20 protein-coding genes are annotated in these 17,574 nt (G+C 63.0%); 9 read left to right on the top strand and 11 right to left on the bottom strand.

Translation table 11 applies throughout. The annotated features are described in order from the left end of the window. The first annotated feature begins 367 nt into the window (after positions 1-367). Entirely contained in the window at positions 368-1,582 is a 1,215-nt protein-coding gene (locus NKH54_RS19105; protein WP_023682419.1) for an AI-2E family transporter, read from the top strand. On the opposite strand, the gene NKH54_RS19100 is transcribed toward NKH54_RS19105, so the two are convergent. The 3 genes from NKH54_RS19100 to NKH54_RS19090 form a co-directional block, all read right to left on the bottom strand. Beyond that, positions 1,570-2,466, bottom strand: a complete 897-nt coding sequence (locus tag NKH54_RS19100; RefSeq protein ID WP_023826084.1) for a DMT family transporter — start codon at positions 2,464-2,466, stop codon at positions 1,570-1,572. The two genes, NKH54_RS19105 and NKH54_RS19100, sit on opposite strands and share 13 nt — an antisense overlap. Before the next feature lie 120 nt (positions 2,467-2,586). Further along, positions 2,587-3,351, bottom strand: a complete 765-nt coding sequence (locus NKH54_RS19095; protein ID WP_023682417.1) for an arginyltransferase — start codon at positions 3,349-3,351, stop codon at positions 2,587-2,589. Positions 3,352-3,490: 139 nt separating this feature from the next. Next, entirely contained in the window at positions 3,491-3,961 is a 471-nt protein-coding gene (locus tag NKH54_RS19090) for an RDD family protein (RefSeq protein WP_023673020.1), read from the bottom strand. 190 nt (positions 3,962-4,151) lie between these two features. On the opposite strand from NKH54_RS19090, the gene sthA reads away from it, so the two are divergent. Further along, on the top strand, positions 4,152-5,540 hold the full coding sequence (sthA, locus tag NKH54_RS19085; protein WP_023682415.1) for a Si-specific NAD(P)(+) transhydrogenase: 1,389 nt from the start codon (positions 4,152-4,154) through the stop codon (positions 5,538-5,540). A 57-nt stretch (positions 5,541-5,597) separates the two neighbouring features. Here the strand turns inward: sthA and NKH54_RS19080 are convergent, their stop codons facing one another. Next, complete coding sequence (locus NKH54_RS19080) at positions 5,598-6,269, bottom strand: alpha/beta hydrolase (protein WP_352460107.1); 672 nt, start codon at positions 6,267-6,269, stop codon at positions 5,598-5,600. A gap of 217 nt (positions 6,270-6,486) precedes the next feature. On the opposite strand from NKH54_RS19080, the gene NKH54_RS19075 reads away from it, so the two are divergent. Continuing rightward, the gene (locus NKH54_RS19075; RefSeq protein WP_352911040.1) at positions 6,487-7,701 is read left to right on the top strand and encodes an OpgC family protein; all 1,215 of its coding nucleotides are present in this window, start codon (positions 6,487-6,489) and stop codon (positions 7,699-7,701) included. Positions 7,702-7,716: 15 nt separating this feature from the next. Here NKH54_RS19075 and NKH54_RS19070 read toward each other — a convergent pair whose 3' ends face one another. Further along, a complete protein-coding gene (locus NKH54_RS19070) occupies positions 7,717-8,799 on the bottom strand; it encodes a LacI family DNA-binding transcriptional regulator (protein ID WP_353028725.1) in 1,083 nt (360 codons plus the stop codon). 146 nt (positions 8,800-8,945) lie between these two features. On the opposite strand from NKH54_RS19070, the gene NKH54_RS19065 reads away from it, so the two are divergent. Beyond that, entirely contained in the window at positions 8,946-9,089 is a 144-nt protein-coding gene (locus NKH54_RS19065) for a hypothetical protein (RefSeq protein ID WP_023705079.1), read from the top strand. Between the two features lie 63 nt (positions 9,090-9,152). Then, on the top strand, positions 9,153-9,296 hold the full coding sequence (locus NKH54_RS19060; RefSeq protein WP_023673014.1) for a hypothetical protein: 144 nt from the start codon (positions 9,153-9,155) through the stop codon (positions 9,294-9,296). Between the two features lie 39 nt (positions 9,297-9,335). On the opposite strand, the gene NKH54_RS19055 is transcribed toward NKH54_RS19060, so the two are convergent. Further along, positions 9,336-9,710, bottom strand: coding sequence for a DUF423 domain-containing protein (locus NKH54_RS19055; protein ID WP_023673013.1), 375 nt, complete (start codon positions 9,708-9,710; stop codon positions 9,336-9,338). A gap of 43 nt (positions 9,711-9,753) precedes the next feature. After that, positions 9,754-11,019: a multidrug efflux MFS transporter gene (locus tag NKH54_RS19050; protein WP_027049607.1), complete on the bottom strand. Its 1,266-nt coding sequence runs from the start codon at positions 11,017-11,019 to the stop codon at positions 9,754-9,756. 150 nt (positions 11,020-11,169) lie between these two features. On the opposite strand from NKH54_RS19050, the gene NKH54_RS19045 reads away from it, so the two are divergent. Both NKH54_RS19045 and NKH54_RS19040 read left to right on the top strand, forming a co-directional pair. Then, complete coding sequence (locus NKH54_RS19045; protein WP_353028724.1) at positions 11,170-11,835, top strand: GntR family transcriptional regulator; 666 nt, start codon at positions 11,170-11,172, stop codon at positions 11,833-11,835. 109 nt (positions 11,836-11,944) lie between these two features. Then, positions 11,945-12,178, top strand: coding sequence for a DUF982 domain-containing protein (locus NKH54_RS19040; RefSeq protein ID WP_245259900.1), 234 nt, complete (start codon positions 11,945-11,947; stop codon positions 12,176-12,178). A 72-nt stretch (positions 12,179-12,250) separates the two neighbouring features. Here the strand turns inward: NKH54_RS19040 and NKH54_RS19035 are convergent, their stop codons facing one another. Further along, positions 12,251-12,409, bottom strand: coding sequence for a hypothetical protein (locus NKH54_RS19035; RefSeq protein WP_023673009.1), 159 nt, complete (start codon positions 12,407-12,409; stop codon positions 12,251-12,253). Between the two features lie 178 nt (positions 12,410-12,587). Here NKH54_RS19035 and NKH54_RS19030 point away from each other — a divergent pair, with 178 nt between their 5' ends. Beyond that, a complete protein-coding gene (locus tag NKH54_RS19030; protein WP_023700560.1) occupies positions 12,588-13,559 on the top strand; it encodes a glycosyl transferase family 90 in 972 nt (323 codons plus the stop codon). A 20-nt stretch (positions 13,560-13,579) separates the two neighbouring features. Here NKH54_RS19030 and NKH54_RS19025 read toward each other — a convergent pair whose 3' ends face one another. Beyond that, positions 13,580-14,623 (bottom strand): aldo/keto reductase, encoded by a 1,044-nt coding sequence (locus NKH54_RS19025; RefSeq protein WP_023730846.1) that lies wholly within the window; start codon positions 14,621-14,623, stop codon positions 13,580-13,582. A 244-nt stretch (positions 14,624-14,867) separates the two neighbouring features. On the opposite strand from NKH54_RS19025, the gene ppk2 reads away from it, so the two are divergent. Further along, positions 14,868-15,788 (top strand): polyphosphate kinase 2, encoded by a 921-nt coding sequence (gene ppk2 / locus NKH54_RS19020; protein ID WP_023689516.1) that lies wholly within the window; start codon positions 14,868-14,870, stop codon positions 15,786-15,788. 189 nt (positions 15,789-15,977) lie between these two features. On the opposite strand, the gene NKH54_RS19015 is transcribed toward ppk2, so the two are convergent. Beyond that, positions 15,978-16,622, bottom strand: coding sequence for a dihydrofolate reductase family protein (locus NKH54_RS19015; protein ID WP_353028723.1), 645 nt, complete (start codon positions 16,620-16,622; stop codon positions 15,978-15,980). Positions 16,623-16,725: 103 nt separating this feature from the next. Further along, the gene (locus NKH54_RS19010; protein ID WP_023682403.1) at positions 16,726-17,421 is read right to left on the bottom strand and encodes a winged helix-turn-helix transcriptional regulator; all 696 of its coding nucleotides are present in this window, start codon (positions 17,419-17,421) and stop codon (positions 16,726-16,728) included. Positions 17,422-17,574: the final 153 nt, after the last annotated feature.

Here is a 17,574-nt window from a genome sequence, read left to right as displayed (position 1 = left end):
AGGAGCTGGCGGAATGGATCGGCGCGAGAGCGTCGGCCGGTCGCATGGTGCCGAAGGGATTCCCGCGGACGGGGAAATTTGGTTGAAGCTGCTGATCTCCCCCCAAGTGGGGGAGATGGCCGGCAGGCCAGAGGGGGGCGCTGTCCCGCCAGCGCATCGAATGGTCATGGCTCGCCACTCGGTCGCAACTCTTGGGTCTTCAATGTCGGGTGCCAGGCTGGCGATCCTTCGCGCCCCCCTCTGTCCTGCCGGACATCTCCCCCACAAGGGGGGAGATTGGCAGCTTCACCAACCATTTGGACTATCGTCACTATTGCGGCACTATAACAGTGCATAAACGCTGTGTAGGCTGGGGAGAATTGACCGTTTGAAGGAAGCGAAGATCCAGAAGCCGGAACGTCAGCAGCGCCTGTTCGGCCTGTCGACACCGTTGCGATCCGCCGTCATTCCGCCGCTGTCGGCTGCGCGCTGGCTGTTGGTGCTGATCGTCGCCGCCGGCGTCTATTTCTTCCACGGGTTCCTGTTTCCCGTGCTGGCAGCCCTCGTCATTGCTTTTGCCAGCTGGCCCCTCTACCGCCGGCTGCTTGCCGGTGTCGGCGGTAACCGCACCGTCGCCGCGACGCTCGCCATCCTGTTCATCCTCGCCTTCCTGGTGGTGCCGATAGCGCTCGCCGGCACCTACGCCATCAACGAGGTCCGCGAATGGGTGGGCTGGGCGATCGAGACCAACAGGCACGGCGCGGTCACACCGCACTGGATCACCTCGCTGCCTGTCGTCGGCGAGTGGCTGAACGAACAGTGGATCGACAATTTCGGCCATCCCGGCGGCATCGGCGAGCTGATCCAGCTGGTCAGCGGCGCCAATATCGGCAGCATCTATCGCGGCGTGCTGGCTGCCGGCGGCAGCGCCTTCGGCCTGTTGCTGACGCTGCTGTTCATGATGATCGCGCTGTTCTTCGCCTACCGCGACGGCGAACACTTTGCCAGCCAGATCGACCGGCTCGGCGAACGCATCCTGCCGACGCGCTGGGAGCGGATTTCGCGCGTCGTGCCGGCGACCATTTCCTCGACCGTTACCGGAATGACCGTGATCGCCATCGGCGAGGGGCTGGTGCTGGGCATCGCCTACTGGCTGGCCGGGGTGCCCTCGCCGGTGACGCTCGGCGCGCTCACCGGCGTCATGGCGCTGATCCCCGGTGGCGCGCCGCTGTCGTTTACGCTGGTATCGATCTACCTCGCCGCCAGCGGCTCGCCGATGGCGGGTCTGGCGCTGTTCATCTGGGGCGCGGTGGAACTGTTCATCGTCGACAAGACCTTGCGCCCGAAGCTGGTCGGCGGACCGATCAAATTGCCCTTCCTGCCCACCTTTTTCGGCCTGATCGGCGGCGTCAAGACGATGGGCTTTCTCGGCCTGTTCATCGGCCCCGTGCTGATGGCACTGCTGGTGGCGATATGGCGCGAATGGCTGCGCGAGGTGGAACTGGCCGAAGACACCGTTCCCGACGCGGCGGCCGAGCTCGAAGGCGGGCCGCCGCAGATCGAGATTGTCGCCGGCCCGGCGAAGAAAAGTCAGGCTGGGTAAGCGACGGCGAGCGCTGCCCGGCGCTTGCGCCCTTCACGCAACTGCCACAGGGAATGGGCAACCAGCGTGACGATCAGGATCACGCCGCCGATCAAGCTGTTGCGCGACGGCGTCTCGGCAAAGATCATCCATATCCAGACCGGCGCCAGAACCGTTTCCAGGAGATAGAACATCGCCACTTCCGGGCCTGAAATGTATTTCGGCCCGTTGGCGAGGCAGAAGAAGGCGAACGGCATGATGACGGCGCCGTTGAAAACGATCCACCATGGCGCCTCCACCTGAAAACCGGTCTTGGAGACCATGAGCGCCGCCAGCCCGAACGGCAGCAGGACGCCGGTCAGCGCGGTGAATCCCATATCCCTGCCGCTGGCGCGTGAAACGGTGATGGCGCAGGCAATCGCCAAGGCCGAACACAGCGCCATCACATCGCCGAACAGATATCCCGTGCCGACGGAATCGCCGACGATGATCGCGATGCCGACGATCATCAGCGCCATTGCCGCAAGCGTCAGCGGCTGCGGTCGCTCCTTCAGAAACAGCCACGACAGCAGCGCCGAGAACATGGTGGAGAAGGCCAGGATGAAAACCAGATTGGCGGTCGAGGTGTTGTAGACGGCAGTGATGAAGGCGATTGCGCCGAGCCCGTAGAGTGTGGCGACCACGAGCCCCGACCAGCCGGGTATCAGCTGCGGAGCATTCTTGCTGAACGAGCGCCAGATGGCCCATACGATCAGCCCTGCCACGAAGGTGCAGCCGGTGCGCAGCAAAAGGATCGTCCAGGCTTCGCCATGGGCGAGCCGGATCAGGGGAATGTCGATGGTCAGCGCCAGCCCGCCAAGCGCGGTGAGCAGGAGTCCTTTGGTGTGGGCATTGTGAGAGGACATGCAACGGCTTTCGCAATGATTTGAGCAGATGCCGGTCGGCGCAATCGCCCCGCCAACGGGCGGAAGACCAGCATCGTCTCGGCTGAAAATGTTTAGATCAGGATCTGGTAAGAAGAAAAATCAGCGCGTGACCGCTTCGTGGTCGTAGCGTTCCCAGCCCTTCGGGCCGAGATGCTCCTGCGGCATGAAGCGCATTTTATAGTTCATCTTGCGCGAGCCGTTGACCCAGTAGCCGAGATAGACATGGGGCAAGCCCATGGCCCGGGCGCGGGCGATATGGTCGAGGATCATGAAGGTGCCGAGCGAACGGTCCTCGAACTCGGGATTGAAGTAGGAATAGACCATCGACAGGCCATCGGCCATCTTGTCGGTCAGCGCCACGGCGATCAGCTCGCCCTGGCCCTTGCCGGTGATGAATGTGTCGGGGCCGCGGCGCCGGTATTCGATCACCTTGGTGTCGACATGGGTATCCTCGACCATCATGGCGTAGTCGAGCACCGTCATGTCGGACATGCCGCCGCGGCGATGGCGAGCGTCGAGATAGCCGCGAAACAGCGAATACTGCTCGGTCGACGGCTGCGCGTCGTGCATGGCGCCGATCAGATCGGAATTGCGCTGGATCACCCGCTTCATGTTGCGGCTGGCGGTGAACTCCTGCGCCAGGATACGCACCGAGACGCAGGCGCGGCAGGTCTCGCAGGCGGGACGGTAAGCGATGTTCTGCGAGCGCCGGAAACCGCCTTGCGTCAACAGATCGTTCATCTCCGGCGCCTTGTCGCCGACCAGATGCGTGAACACCTTGCGTTCGAACTGGCCCTCGAGATACGGGCACGGCGATGGCGCGGTCAGGAAGAACTGCGGCGACTGGGTCGGATGGTGCGTCATCGAACCTTGGGAACACTCCTGCGAATCGCTCTACCTTTGGCTTGGCTGGCGAAAAATTCAACAGGATTGTGAAGGCGGGGTTGAACGGACCCCTTCACATTTGCGCACAAATGCCTGTTGGCGTCGGTTGAACGCCGGTTCAACGGTCGCTGCGGCTGACGACGGTGCCAAGCAGCAGGTCGTGCAGTGTGCGCTTGCGATCGGAAAACAGCGTCACCAGGAGGACGAGCGGCGTCAGGATGACCGTGCTCGCCCAGAACAGCACCGAATGGACAACGGCGGTGAGGCCGTCGATACGGCTGCCGTCGAGACGATCGAGCCGAATGCCCATCATCTTCATGCCTGATGTGGCCTGGTTGCGACCGCCCAGCGTGTTCCAGATGTAGAGAATGGCGACCGCCGGCACGAGGATGGAATACAGCGCCCAGCCAAGACCGAATGTCAAAAGGCCAAGCACGGCCACCAGGATCGCGAACGGAATGGTGAGCAGCGCCACGATGCAATAGTCGATGATGAAGGCCAGGATGCGCCGCGTGCGCACACCGTCATAGGCCCTGACGTCGTCGAGCCTGCTGGTGATGATTTCGCCGTCAAGTACGCGCGCGTTCATGTCATGTCCTCGTAACAGGCGCCACGCTAGGGTGCGCCGCCACTGAAATGGTGAAGACCGCGGGCGGAATCAAGATCGGTTCGTCCATCGGTCCGGCTCGGCAGTGTGACGAGGTTGAGCCGATTGAATTTGGTGGACGGATGGCGTTAGCTTGCTGCGGCGCAACAAGACGCCGAGGGGACGGGGTTACATGGATTACGACATGCTGGTCATCGGCAGCGGCCCTTCCGGGCGCCGCGCCGCGGTGCAATCGGCCAAGCTCGGCAAATCGGTGCTGGTGGTCGACAGGGGCCGGCGCCTCGGCGGCGTCTCGGTGCACACCGGCACCATCCCGTCGAAGACGCTGCGCGAGACGGTGCTGAACCTGTCCGGCTGGCGCGAGCGGGGCTTTTACGGCCGAGGCTACCGGGTCAAGCAGGACATCTCCATCGCCGACCTGGTCGAGCGGCTGCACAAGACGCTCGACCACGAGGTCGAGGTGCTGCAGCACCAGTTTATGCGCAACGCCGTCAAAAGCGTGCGCGCCATGGCGAAATTCGTCGGCCCAAACAAGGTCAGCCTGACGGCAGACAATGGCGACTACTCGGAGGTTGGTTTCACCAATGCGCTGATCGCGGTCGGCACCAGGCCGCACCGGCCGCGCGACGTGCCCTTCGACAAGATCCGCGTCTTCGACAGCGACGAGATGCTGGAACTCGACCATCTGCCGCGCACGCTGACGGTGATCGGCGCCGGCGTCATCGGCGTTGAATATGCGACGATCTTTTCGGCGCTCGACGTGCCGGTGACGCTGGTGGAGCCGCGCAACACCATCCTCGATTTCGTCGACCGCGAGATCGTCGACGACTTCATCCACCAGATGCGCGACCGCGGCATGACCATTCGCCTCGGCAGTACGGTCAAGGAAATCGTCTCAAAACCCGACTATGCCGAAGTGACGCTCGCCGATGGCCGCACCATCCGCTCCGAGATCGTGCTTTACGCCGCCGGCCGCAGCGGCAATCTCGGCAGCCTCGGCCTCGACGTGGTCGGCATCGAGGCCGATTCCCGGGGCCGCATCAAGGTCGATCCGCAGACCTTCCAGACCAGTGCGCCCAACATCTATGCCACCGGCGACGTCATCGGTTTCCCCAGCCTTGCCTCGACATCGATGGAGCAGGGCAGGGTGGCCGCCTGCCACGCCTTCGGCGTGCAACTGCCACCGCCGCCGGAAACCTTCCCCTATGGCATCTACGCCGTGCCGGAAATCTCCACCGTTGGTCAGTCGGAGGAGCAGGTGCGCGAGAGCGGCGCTGCTTATGAAGTCGGTCTGGCGCGGTTCCGCGAAACCTCGCGCGGCCACATCATGGGCGTCAACTCCGGCTTTCTGAAGCTGCTGTTCTCGGTCGAAACGCGCCGCCTGCTCGGCGCCCACATCGTCGGCGAAGGCGCCACCGAACTGATCCATATCGGCCAGGCGGTGATCAACCTCGGCGGCACGGTTGATTTCTTCGTCAACAACACCTTCAACTATCCGACGCTGGCCGAAGCCTACAAGATCGCCGGGCTCGATGCCTGGAACCGGATGGGACAGGGCTAGGCGACGAGCATCTGCTCAGCTGTTCCGCCGGGCGCCGATGCGGTCTACCAAGGTCTCCTAGCCTGCCTGGCGTGCGACCAATGCTGGTCCCGCCAACCATTGCCGGACGATGGCGGCATCCGGGTCGCCGATTTCGTGACCTGAAGGCACGATGCGCGCATCGACCTCGGCGCCATGTTTGTTGAGCAGCCTCACCAGTGGCGGCGCAAACGGCCCGTAGGTCTCGTCGGCGGCACCGGCGACAATCAGGACGCGCGTTCCGGTCAGATCGGTTGCCGGCGCATCGTCAAGCACGGGCATAGCTCTCAGCAGCACTGCTTTTCGGACTAGGTCAGAGTTGAGCAGCATCAGGCTGGAAACCAGATTGGCGCCGTTGGAATAGCCGACGAAAGTCGCCCGGGCGAGGTCGAGCCCGTGGCGCTTTGCGGCCTCGCTTGCGAAGGCGGCAAAGTACGATGTTTCGGCACGGATGCTCGCCTGTTCAAAACTGGTCGGCGTGATCCGCTCGAACCAGCGGAAGCCGTCTTCTTGGCGGATGCGGCCACGCACCGCGACCAGCGTGGCGTTGGGAGCGATCTGCCTCGCAATCGGCACCATCGTCGTTTCGTCGACACCCGATCCGTGCAGTAAAAACAGGCTCTCGCCGCCGGCATTCTCCGGCTTGAGGAGGCGGTAGGGAAACGCCAGATCCTGATGCAGAAAGGCGTTCTCGTCGCTATATCGATGCACGCTCATATCTCATTGATTTCACGGAGACATTGGTCCTTTGCCAGCTTCAAAACGGAATATTTTCACGCTCCGCGAAATGTGATTGCAACAGGCTCATTTCAGACCGTTTCTGCGCCGATACGCTCCCTGCGGGAGGAATCGAAGCGGTGTGCGCCGATGGTCGCATCCCGGCATGAACAACGCGAGCACCCTTGCTCTCCTTTGAGGCCTTTTGTCAATGACCCTGCCAGTTCCGCCCGATCGCGCCCCGCGTATCGCCGATCGCGCTCCGCGTATCCCCGATCGCGACACGCGCGTTGACGTGTTCCGTGCGCTCGCACTCCTGACCATCTATATCGACCACGTGCCGGGCACCGTCTTCGAAACGCTGACCTACAAGAATTTCGGATTCTCGGACGCGGCGGAAGCCTTCGTGCTGATTTCCGGCATGTCGGTCGCACTCGCATATGGCACCAAGTTCCAGCCGGGCGGCCGGCTGCTGGCGATGTTGAAGATGTGGCGCCGGGCCGGCGTGCTTTACAGCGCCCACATCGTCACCACCATGGTTGTGATGGCGTTGTTCTGCGCCGCGGCGGTGTTCGGCCGGCGGCCGGAACTGCTCAAGCTGATCAACATCGAGCCGCTGATGAAGAACACGCCGGAGGTCATGATCGGCATTGTCACGCTCGGCCACCAGCTTGGCTACAACAACATCCTGCCGGTCTATGCGGCGCTGCTGTTGATGGCGCCGCTCTTCCTGCTCTTCGTCAGCTACCGGCCGCTGCCGGCGCTGGTCTTTTCCGGCGCGCTGTGGCTCGTCGCCGGCCTCTGGCAGATCGCGCCGCCGAACTATCCCGAGCCCGGCTTCTGGTTCCTCAACCCGCTGTCCTGGCAATTCCTGTTCAACATCGGCCTTGCCGGCATGCTGCATGTCAGGCGCGGCGGCACAATTCCCGTCAATCGTTGGCTGGTGGGCGCCGCGGCGACCTATGTCGCGGCAGCGGCGGTCTGGGTGCACAGCCCGCTCTGGGGCGAGATAACGTGGTTTAACCTGCCCGTGGTGATCGGCGGCTTCGACAAGACGTTCCTGTCGCTGCCGCGGCTCCTGCACATATTGGCGGTGAGCTATCTGATCGTCGCCCTGCCGGCTTTCTCGAACCTGTTCCGTCTCAGCCCGGACCATCCGCTTGCCCTGCTCGGCAAGCGCTCCTTGCCGGTGTTCCTCGCCGGCACGCTGATCGCCATGGCGGCGCAGGTGATGAAGCTGATCAATCCGGGCGGCTTTGCCTATGACGTCTTGCTGATTTCGGCCGGCATCGCCATGCAATTCGCGCTCGCCTTCTATCTTGAGTGGCTGTCCGGCATCGGCTTGGGCAAAAAGCCGGTTCGCAAAGAAGCGCCAGCCGTTCACCAGACCTTCGGCATGCCCGCGATGCCAAGGCTAAGCCGATGATCCCACATCAGCCGCCTAGCTAGCAGGCGAGGGGCCGGACGACCCCCGCACCACAAGATCGACCGGCAGCAATTGCCGGTGCTGCGAGCCGTCATTTTCGAGGATCGCCTCGACGGCCAGCCGGCCCATCTCGGCGATCGGCTGGGCGACAGTGGTTAGTGGCGGCTCGGAGTCGGCGCCTTCCGGCACGCCGTCGAAGCCGACGATTGACACATCGCCCGGCACGGCAATGTTACGCTCGCGCAGCCAGTCGAGCGCATGCAGCGCGATCTTGTCCGACATGGCCAGGATTGCCGTCGGCGTCTGCGGCAGCGCGAAAATATGATCGAGGCCGGCCCGAACGCTCGCCTCGTCATTGAGGGTTTCGTAGATTGGCACTTGCGAGACGTCGATGCCGAAGCGGGAGAGCTCGCCGAAATAGCCACGCAGACGGTCGCGTGTGCCCGAGTAGAGGGATGTCGTCTCGACTTGCTCCTGCGTGACGGGACCAAAGCCAGCGTCGGCAGATTCCAGGGCGAGTACGGCAAAGCTGCGATGGCCGAACTCGGCCAGATGGCGCGCCGCCAGACCCGCGCCGGCGACGTTGTCGACGCCGATCGCAGCGACCGCCTCATTTTCCGAATCGAGATCAAGCGCCACGAAAGGCAGTTTGCGTTCGCGCGCCAGTTCGACCAGCCGCGACCCACCCTCGATGCAGAACACGATGAAGCCGTCGACCAGGGCGCTCTGGATGTTCCAGGCGAGCTGCTCGCTGTTGGCGGCCGAGACCAGCGAAATTCCGGCGCCGGTGGCGTCGCAGGCCTGCGAAATGCTAGCCATCATGACGCGGGCAAAGGGATCGTCGAAGAAATAGGACAATGGTTCTGCCGTTGCCACGCCGATGGCGTTGACCTTGCCGGCGCGCAGCAGCCGGCCCTTGGGATCCGGGCCGGCATAGCCCATCGCTTCCGCCGCCGCCTTGACCCGCTCGCGGACCTCTTCGCGCACGATTTCCGGGCGAGCGAACACGTTGGACGCGGTACCGTGCGAGACCCCGGCCGCCTTGGCGATGTCGGCAAGCCGCACTGGTCTCGTCTTGCCGGAGGTCAATGCCGTCATTTTCGTCTCCTGAACCGGAGCCTGTTTAGCACTTTCGTTGGATCGGTTCAAATTTTCCCTTGATCGGACGGCGGAGAGAGTCTATATTTGAATCGATCCAAGGGATTCACCAAGTACAACTTGGATCGATTCAAGAGGAGGGTGCCATGCATCCCGTGAATTATCTGTTCGAAGACATCTATGGCAATGATTGGGGCATAGTCTCCGACGCCGCCACCCGCAAGCGCCGCGACAAGGTCGGGCCGTGGAGGCGTGACCTGCAATACCTTGTGAAACGCAAGCGCAGCTGATCGGCCCCGGCATTTTCGTGCCAGCTGATTGGATCGATTCAAGTGCTTAAAGAGGAGACGAACATGCATCCCGTGAAGCATCTGTTCGAAGACATTTATCGCAACTACTGGGGTATCTCGCCTGCCACGGAGCAGCCGGAAAGGCGGCGGCCGACCAAGTCTGCCAAGCGCAACCGCGACCTGCTGCCGCAAAACCGGCAGGATTAAGCCTCGTGTGATATCTGATGGGGCAGGGTTCTTGGCTCGTCAGGACCGTTGCCGCACGAGCGCCGAGGCCGCGATCACCAGCCAGCCCGCGATGAGCAAGGTGCCGCCGATCGGCGCCGACATTGGGAACAGCCGCGATCCCACGAAATCCCGTGCCAGCAGATCGCCGCAGAACAGAACAAGCCCGACGAGCAGCACCAGGCTGCCGATCCGCAAGATCCGGTTTGCGCCGGCGAGGCCGACGGCCAAAAACACCGGCGCATGCATGAGCAGGAAGGATGCGGCCGTGCCGACGAACGCGCCGCCGAGATGCGCTGAAGCCGCCGACAGCGCCACGCCCGCCGCGCCGGCAATGCCGCCGGCGAAAACGAGGATGCGCGCGCTGTTTGCTGGTGCTGACTCGGCGATGCTCATGTCTCGGGCTCCGTGATTGACGATAGGCGGCGCGACCTGTCTGTCAGGATTTTTCCGATATCGCCAGCATGTCGCGCGTGCGGCGCGCCTGGGCCAGCCAATTATACGCGGCACCGCCCGCCATCAGCAACGACGTGCCGAGAAACACCGCGCGCATGCCGAAATGGCCGCCGACGAAGCCGCCCAGCAGCGGCCCCGCAACCTGGCCGACATATTGCGCCGAGATTGCCAGGCCCAGCACATTGCCGCCGACCCCATCGGGAACATTGTGGCGGATGACGCTGGTGATGCAGGGCAACAGCCCGCCCAGCACCAGACCCATAAGGAACCGCAGCCCGACCAACTGCCAGCTCTCGGTGACGAAGGCCTGCGGTATCAACAGCAGAGCCGAGACGGCCAGCGATGCGACGATGACGTTCCAGTGGCCGATGCGGTCGGCGAGTTTGCCCAACCGTGACGCCGACAGGATGGCGCCGAGTGCGGCCGCCGACATGACGACACCTGAGACCAGGGTCACCCGGCTTGCGTCCGCGACCAGTTGCTGGACGTAGACGGTGATGATCGGCTCGATCGACATGTTGGCGAAGGTGAACAGCATGCCGGTCGCCAGCATGGCCACGACAGGGCGTTTGTCGGGGATCTGCGCCCAACTTCCCTTTGGTTTCTCCTCGCGTTTTGCCTGTACTGGCGGGCGAGGCATCTCCTTTATCAGGAACGTCGTCGCCAGCGCCGCCAGGAAAATGACGCCGCCCGCGATGAGGAAGGTGGCGCGAATACCGATCAATGGCGGCAGCGCGCCGCCAAGCAACGGGCCGACCAGGGAGCCTGCGGTGATGCCGGCCGACAGCACGCCAAGCGCCCAGCCGGAGCGCTCCTTCGGCGTCTGCATGGCGACAAGGATCGTCGAGCCTGAGGAATAACCGCCGGCAAAGCCGATCAACAGGCGCAAAAGCACCAATTGCCAGACGGTCTGCACCATGCCGGTCAGCGACATGCAGATCGCCATGCCGAAACTGGCGCGCACCAGCATCACCTTGCGGCCATAACGGTCACCCAGCCGTCCCCACAGTGGCGCGACAAGGGCGGCGGCAAGGAAGGTGGCGCCGAAAGCGATGCCGGACCATTGCACGATCGCCGCGTGGCCCACGGCGCCCAGCTGTTCGACATAGAGCGGCAGGAACGGCAGCAGCAACGTCATCGCCACAAGCGTGCTGAACGATCCGGCAAAGCACACGAACAGGTTGCGCCGCCAATGAATGTTGTAGGTGGAAGGCACTTCGGCGGCCCGCGCTGCACTGTCCTGCGGCATGTCCTGTCCTGTCCGCTTGCTGCGGATACCATTTTGGGATACCAACTTGGTACCCTCATGGACGCAAAGCCCGGCTGCTGTCAATCAGGCGCTCTCAATGTGATCGGCAAGACCAACGGGCAAGGCCGATCGCCAGCAATGGAAGCAACTATGTCGCAGATGCACATCGTCGAAAAAGCGCTTCGCGAGATGATCCTTGGCCTCGAGGTCGGTCCTGGCGAGCGGCTGACGGAGCGCTGGATCGAGAGCCGCTTCGGCGCCTCGCGCACGCCGGTCAGGGCAGCCCTGCTGCGGCTGGAGACGGAAGGGCTGATCTGCCGCGACGGGCGCGGTTGGACCGTGTCGCCGATCAACCTTGCCGAACTGGAACAGATCGCGGTGTACCGCGAAGCCGTCGAGGTCGCGGCGGTCAGGCTGACTTCGGCGCTGGCCGACAGGAGCGCAGCCGATGTCATCAAGGCGATGCTGGACTCCTGCGACACTGCCACGCCGCGCGAGGAATGGCACCGCGTCGGCATGGATTTCCATATCGAACTGGCGCGGCTCTCCGGCAACGAGTTCCTGTTTCGGGCCGTGCGCGATGCCATGACGCGGCTGTCGCGGGCGCGCTGGCTGGAGGTGCGCGACGAGGCGGCCCTTGGCCGCGCCTGGAGCGAGCATCACGCCATTCTGGCAGCGGTGCGGGCCGGCGATGCCGATGCGGCGGCGGCGCGACTTTCCGCCCATATAGCCGGCAGCCGCGCCCGCCTGGTGACGTCGTTGCACAATGACCGGCGCGGCCTGCGCGCCAGGGGTTTTGCTGTCGTCGACGCTTGATACCGGTCACGAAAACGAAAGAACGCCGACGCCATCCGCTTTCGGCCTCGCTTCGCGGACACCGATGGCGTAAGAGGCGGCCATGGAAAACAACCGATTTGAAACACCCGTGACCGTTAAGTCGGGCACGGAGGGAAGCACTCAGCTCTTGCGTACGGTGCGTGAGGCTTCCGATTACCTGCTCAACAGCTGGCCCGGCAAGCGCAGCCCCAAGCATCGCGAAGCGCTGCAGGCCTGCCATGACGCGCTGGCCGGCGACAAGCCGGCGATGATTGCAAGACGCGCCTTCATCGCCGCCGCGCGCGAGGTCAACGTCTTCGTCAGCGACAAGGCCCCGGCCTGATCACATCGGCCTGATCAGACCGGCATTTTGCCAGGATCCGGCCCGTTTCGCGGGCCGGTGATCCTGTCTTGCCTATTTTTCTGTCTCGGTGTCGGTTTTGGAACTTGCCTCGTTCTCAGGCTCGGCGCGCTCCTTGGCCGCGACCTTGGCGGCGAGCTTCTCCGCCTTCTTGGCGGCCTTCTGCCGGTCGCGCTCTTTGCGTTCCTGACCGTAATTCGGTGGTCGAGCCATATCGTTTCCTTTCGCTGTGCCTGATCCTGCCTAGAAGCATTGGCCGGCAAACACAACAGCGCCGCGAGGGCAGATGCCAGCGGTTCTGGACTTGCGTGATGGCGAACACAATGGTTTAGAAAAGGCTGCGGGACAGTTGCTGGAGCCGCCGCCGACCGATTTCGAATCAAAACGACCGATGGCCACGCTTCAAAGAAACGCACAGAAGCTGATCTACTATGCGCGCAACGCCATGCGCGACATCGCGCCGCCGGTTCTTTTCCGGCGCCGGCTCGGCCGGCTGCTCGATCAGGCCAGGCTTTCCGACGCATCGGTCCGCCAGCGGCTCAATTACTACAACACGCTGCGGGAGCCTTTTAGCCCCAGCCCCGAGGCCGTGCCGGTCAGCCGGCTGCCGTCGGACCGCAGCATGTACTATTACGATCTGAAGGAGTTCACCCGTTATTTCGACCCAGATCTGCGCATCGACCTGGAATTCGGCGACGTCATCGAAGTGCCGAAGATGCCGTCGATCGTCAAGGACCGGCCGATAGCGGGCGACAACGGCAACGGCGTCCTGTTCAAGCTGAACAAGTTCCGTCATTTCTACATGCCGGCCGACGATGTCGCCTTCGCCGACAAGCATCCGCTCGTCGTTTGGCGCGGCGAACTCAACAATCCGATCCGCACCTTGTTGCTGGATGCAGCCCGCAATCTGCCGTTCTGCGATGTCGGCACGCCGAGGGCGACAGCACCTGCGGAATACCGCAAGCCCTATCTCAGCATCGATCAGCAGCGCCGCTACCGCTACATCATCTCGCTCGAAGGCAATGATGTCGCGACCAATCTGAAATGGATCATGAGCTCGAACTCGCTCTGCCTGATGCCGCCGCCGACTTACGAGACCTGGTTCGCCGAGGGGCAGCTCGAGCCCGATGTCCATTATGTGCCGCTGGCGCCCGACTTCAGCGATCTGGCCGAGCGGGTGCATCATCTCGAGCAGCATCCGGCCGAGGCCCAGCGCATCGTTGCGGCGGCCAACGCCTATTGCCGCAAATTCGCCGACGAGCGGGCCGAGCAGGCGATCTGCCTGCTCGTGCTCTACAAATATTTCGTGCTCAGCGGCCAGATCGAGCCCGATCCGCAGGTCTGGCGGTTTATCGCGGGCTAGCGGCTTCCGGCGCCCTTAAGTCAGATGACGCTGCGGTCCATAACCAGATCGGCCGGGCCGAAGCGGTCCTTCGCCGTAAACTGCTGGTGCCAGTAGGGATAGAGCACCGGAGGCCGGCTGACGGCATCGAGACGCTGGCGTTCATCAAAGGACAGCGTCAGGCTCGCCGCGGCGAGATTGTCTTTCAACTGGGCTTCGTTGCGCGCCCCGATCACCAGCGAGCTGACGGCCGGCCGGCCAAGCAGCCAGGCCAGCGCCACCTGGGCCGCCGAAACGCCGCGTGCCGCACCGATATCGACCAGCACGTCGACAATCCGCCACAGCCGATCCTCGTCGCGGATCGGGGGTTCCGACCAGCCGCCGATCTGGCGCGCCGTCGGACTGTCGCGGCGGTATTTTCCCGACAGCAGGCCGCCGGCGAGCGGGCTCCACACCAAAACGCCAAGGCCCTGGTCGACCGAGATCGGCAAGAGCTCATACTCGGCCTCGCGTGCTTCCAGCGTGTAGTGGATCTGCTGGGTGACGAAGCGCGGCTGGTGCTGGCTGTCGCTGATGCCGAGCGCCTTCATGACCTGCCAGCCGGAATAGTTGGAGCAGCCGACATAGCGGATCTTGCCCTGGGCAACCAGCGTGTCGAGCGCGGCGATGGTTTCCTCGAGCGGCGTCGCGCCGTCCCATTCGTGCAGGAAATAGATGTCGATGACATCGGTCCTGAGGCGCTTCAGGCTCTTCTCGCATTCGCGGATCAGATGATGGCGCGACAGGCCTTCGTCATTGGGGCCCTTGCCGATCCGCATGCGCGCTTTGGAGGCGATCAGCACGTCGTTCTTGCGCTTGCCGCCGAGCGCCTCGCCGATGATCTCTTCCGACAGACCGTTGGAATAGACATTGGCGGTGTCGATGAGATTGATGCCGGCATCGATGCAAGTGTCGATGATGCGCGAGGCCTCCGCGAGATCGGAATTGCCGACGGCAGCGAACGGCCCGCTGCCGCCGAAGGTCATGGTTCCCAAGGTCAGCGCCGAAACTTTCAAGCCGGAACGGCCAAGCGTGCGGTATTCCATGTCTGATCCTCGTAGTTTTGGTGGGGAGGCGGTTTTAGCAGGAAAGGGCGGGGAAGCCCGAACGGGTCCGCTATTTGTAGGACAATTTGAGCGGCTTGTCGCCATGCCAGGGCGCTGGATCGGCAATGCCTCGCTGCTTTGCAGTGAAGACCGGCTGGCCGGCGGCTTGCAATAAAACCGTCATTGCCGGCCTATATCAAGTCGGCTCAGGGTTTCATGTCAGCCGGCAAGCGGAGCAGTGGAAATGAATGAGCTAAAGCAGAATTCTGCGGCCAGGGATTGGCTGGAAGCCGAACTCGCCGACACGCTCGACGAGGACTATGAGCTGGAAATCTCGGAGCCGGCGCTGTCGTTGGAGATCGCCAAGATCTACAAGAACGCCCATCCGCCGTCGATCGATCGCATGCAGTATTTCCGCGACCTGATCGGCTTGCAGTCGGAACTGATCAAGCTGCAGTCCTGGGTTGCCTACCACAAGAAGAAGCTAGTGGTGGTTTTCGAGGGCCGTGATTCCGCCGGCAAGGGCGGCGTCATCAAGCGCATCACCCAGCGCCTCAACCCGCGCATCTGCCGCGTCGTGGCGCTGCCGGCGCCGACCGAGCGCGAAAAGTCACAATGGTATTTCCAGCGCTACGTGCCGCATCTGCCGGCCGGCGGCGAGATCGTGCTGTTCGACCGCTCCTGGTACAACCGCTCCGGCGTCGAGCGGGTGATGGGCTTTGCCGAACCCGATCAGGTCGAAGAGTTCTTCCGCGACGTGCCGGAGTTCGAGCGCATGCTGGTCCGCTCCGGCGTCACGCTGGTCAAATACTGGTTCTCGATCACCGACGAGGAACAGCAGATGCGCTTCATGATGCGCATCCACGATCCGATGAAGCAGTGGAAGCTGTCGCCGATGGACCTGCAGTCGCGCGTGCGCTGGGAGCAGTACACCAAGGCCAAGGAAGAGACGTTTGCCCGCACCAACATCCCAGAGGCACCGTGGTACATCGTCGAAGGCAACGACAAGAAGCGGGCGCGGCTGAACTGCATCGACCATCTCCTCAAACAGCTGCCCTATGAGGACGTGCCGCACGAAGAAATCACGCTGCCCGAGCGGGTGTTCAACCCGGAGTACGAGCGCCAGGTCCTGCCGCGCGAGCTTTACGTGCCGGAGAAGTATTGAGCACTTTTCCTTCTCCCCGTTTCACGGGGAGAAGGTGCCCGAAGGGCGGATGAGGGGCAGCGCCGGCATCGACGAATTCACAGTCGTCGGACGCTGCTAACCTCCAAAAGCAGCGCTGCCCCTCATTGCCTGCCGGGCATTTCTCCCCGTAGAACGGGGAGAAAGAAGCCTGCGCCTATCACTTCGCCACTACACCCGCTTGATCGTCACATGCGTGGCGAGCGCTGTCGCCACCTGCTCGGTGCACTGGTAACCCAGCTTCAGCATATCCAGCCCGGCAAACAGGCTCTCGCCCCTCCCGAGCAACACCGGCGACACCGCCAGATGCAACTCGTCGATGAGCTTCTCTTGCAGATATTGCCGGATGGTGGAAACGCCGCCGCCGACGCGGACATCCTTGCCGCCGGCCGCGGCCTTTGCTTGTTCGAGCGCGGCGTGGATGCCGCCGGCAACGAAGTGGAAAACGGTGCCGCCTTCCATCACAATGGGGTCGCGCTTGTAGTGGGTCAGCACGAAGGTCGGCACGTGATAGGGCGGGTTGTCGCCCCACCAGCCTTTCCAGCTCTCGTCTAGCCATTCGCCGCGGATTGGGCCGAACATGTTGCGGCCGAGGATCCAGGCCCCGACATTGTCGAAGCTGCGGACAGTGAACCGGTCGTCCACATCGGTGGTGCCGCCATCCTTGCCGACCATCTCATGGAAGGTGCGGGTGCCGGTCATCCATTTGTGCAGATATTCGCCACCAACGCCGAGCGGATTTTGCAGGTCCTGGTCAGGACCGGCGCCGAAACCGTCGAGCGACAAGGTGAAGGCATTGACGCGAAGTTTGGACATGGAGACTCCCTTTCGGTGACCAGTTGTGATTTGCAATCAGTATTCAAACTGATTGCATTTTGTATTTTTAGAGGCAAGCCGATCTGTGGAATGCGCAGGGACCTCAAGCCGCCACGCGCTTCGGCATCACCGCAAACGGGCTGAGCCCAAGCCAGATCTGCATCTTGCCGGCGACGTCGAGATCGCCGGTCAGGCTGATCTTGTCGCGTTCCTTGTGAACTGTCGTCAGCCCCATCCAGATCGAGGTCATGGTGCACAGATCGGTCGAGACGTAGAGATCGACGTCGAAGCCCGGATCGTACCAGCAAAGATCGACCTCGCCCTGCTTTTCGACGATCAGCCACCACGATCGTTTTGACGCCGGCAGGTCATGGTACAGGAATTGTATCACGGTGCGCCCGTCCGGCAGCGGACTGGGGTTCAGATTGCGCCGCATGTCCCACATCAGCAGCGACGGATCGAGGTTTTTGAGCGACAGCCTAGCCTCGACCCATTTCTGGCCCCAAAACCCCATCGCCTCGACAACCGGGCGCAAATCCCGGCCCGCCTCGGTCAGCCGGTATTCGAACACGCCCTTCTCGGTCGCGATCTCGGTCCGCTCGACGATGCCGCCGGCCTCGAGGTCCTTGAGCCGTTGCGACAGAAGGGTTGGCGACATTTTCGGCACGCCGCGGCGCAAATCGTTGAAGCGGGTCGATCCCGCCACCAGTTCGCGCAGCAGCACCATGGTCCAGCGTGTGCAGAGCAGCTCGGCGGCCATGGAGAGCGGGCAGAATTGCTTGTAACCGGCTTGTGTCATGTGGTGAGCTCCAAAAGATGTTGCCGGACCTTATTCAGAAAACCTGAGTTCAGCCAGTACAGAAGCTGTACTGGCACCCCCGGTACAGTTCTGTGACTGGAGCGGTCCGGCGCCGCCATGCGAGGCAGCGGTCACGTCACCGGGCAGTCCGGT

The sequence above is a fragment of the Mesorhizobium sp. M1004 genome (genome assembly GCF_040318795.1).
GTDB lineage: Bacteria > Pseudomonadota > Alphaproteobacteria > Rhizobiales > Rhizobiaceae > Mesorhizobium.
The sequence above is the reverse complement of the archived record's forward strand: the minus strand, read 5'-3'. Positions and strand labels throughout refer to the sequence as shown.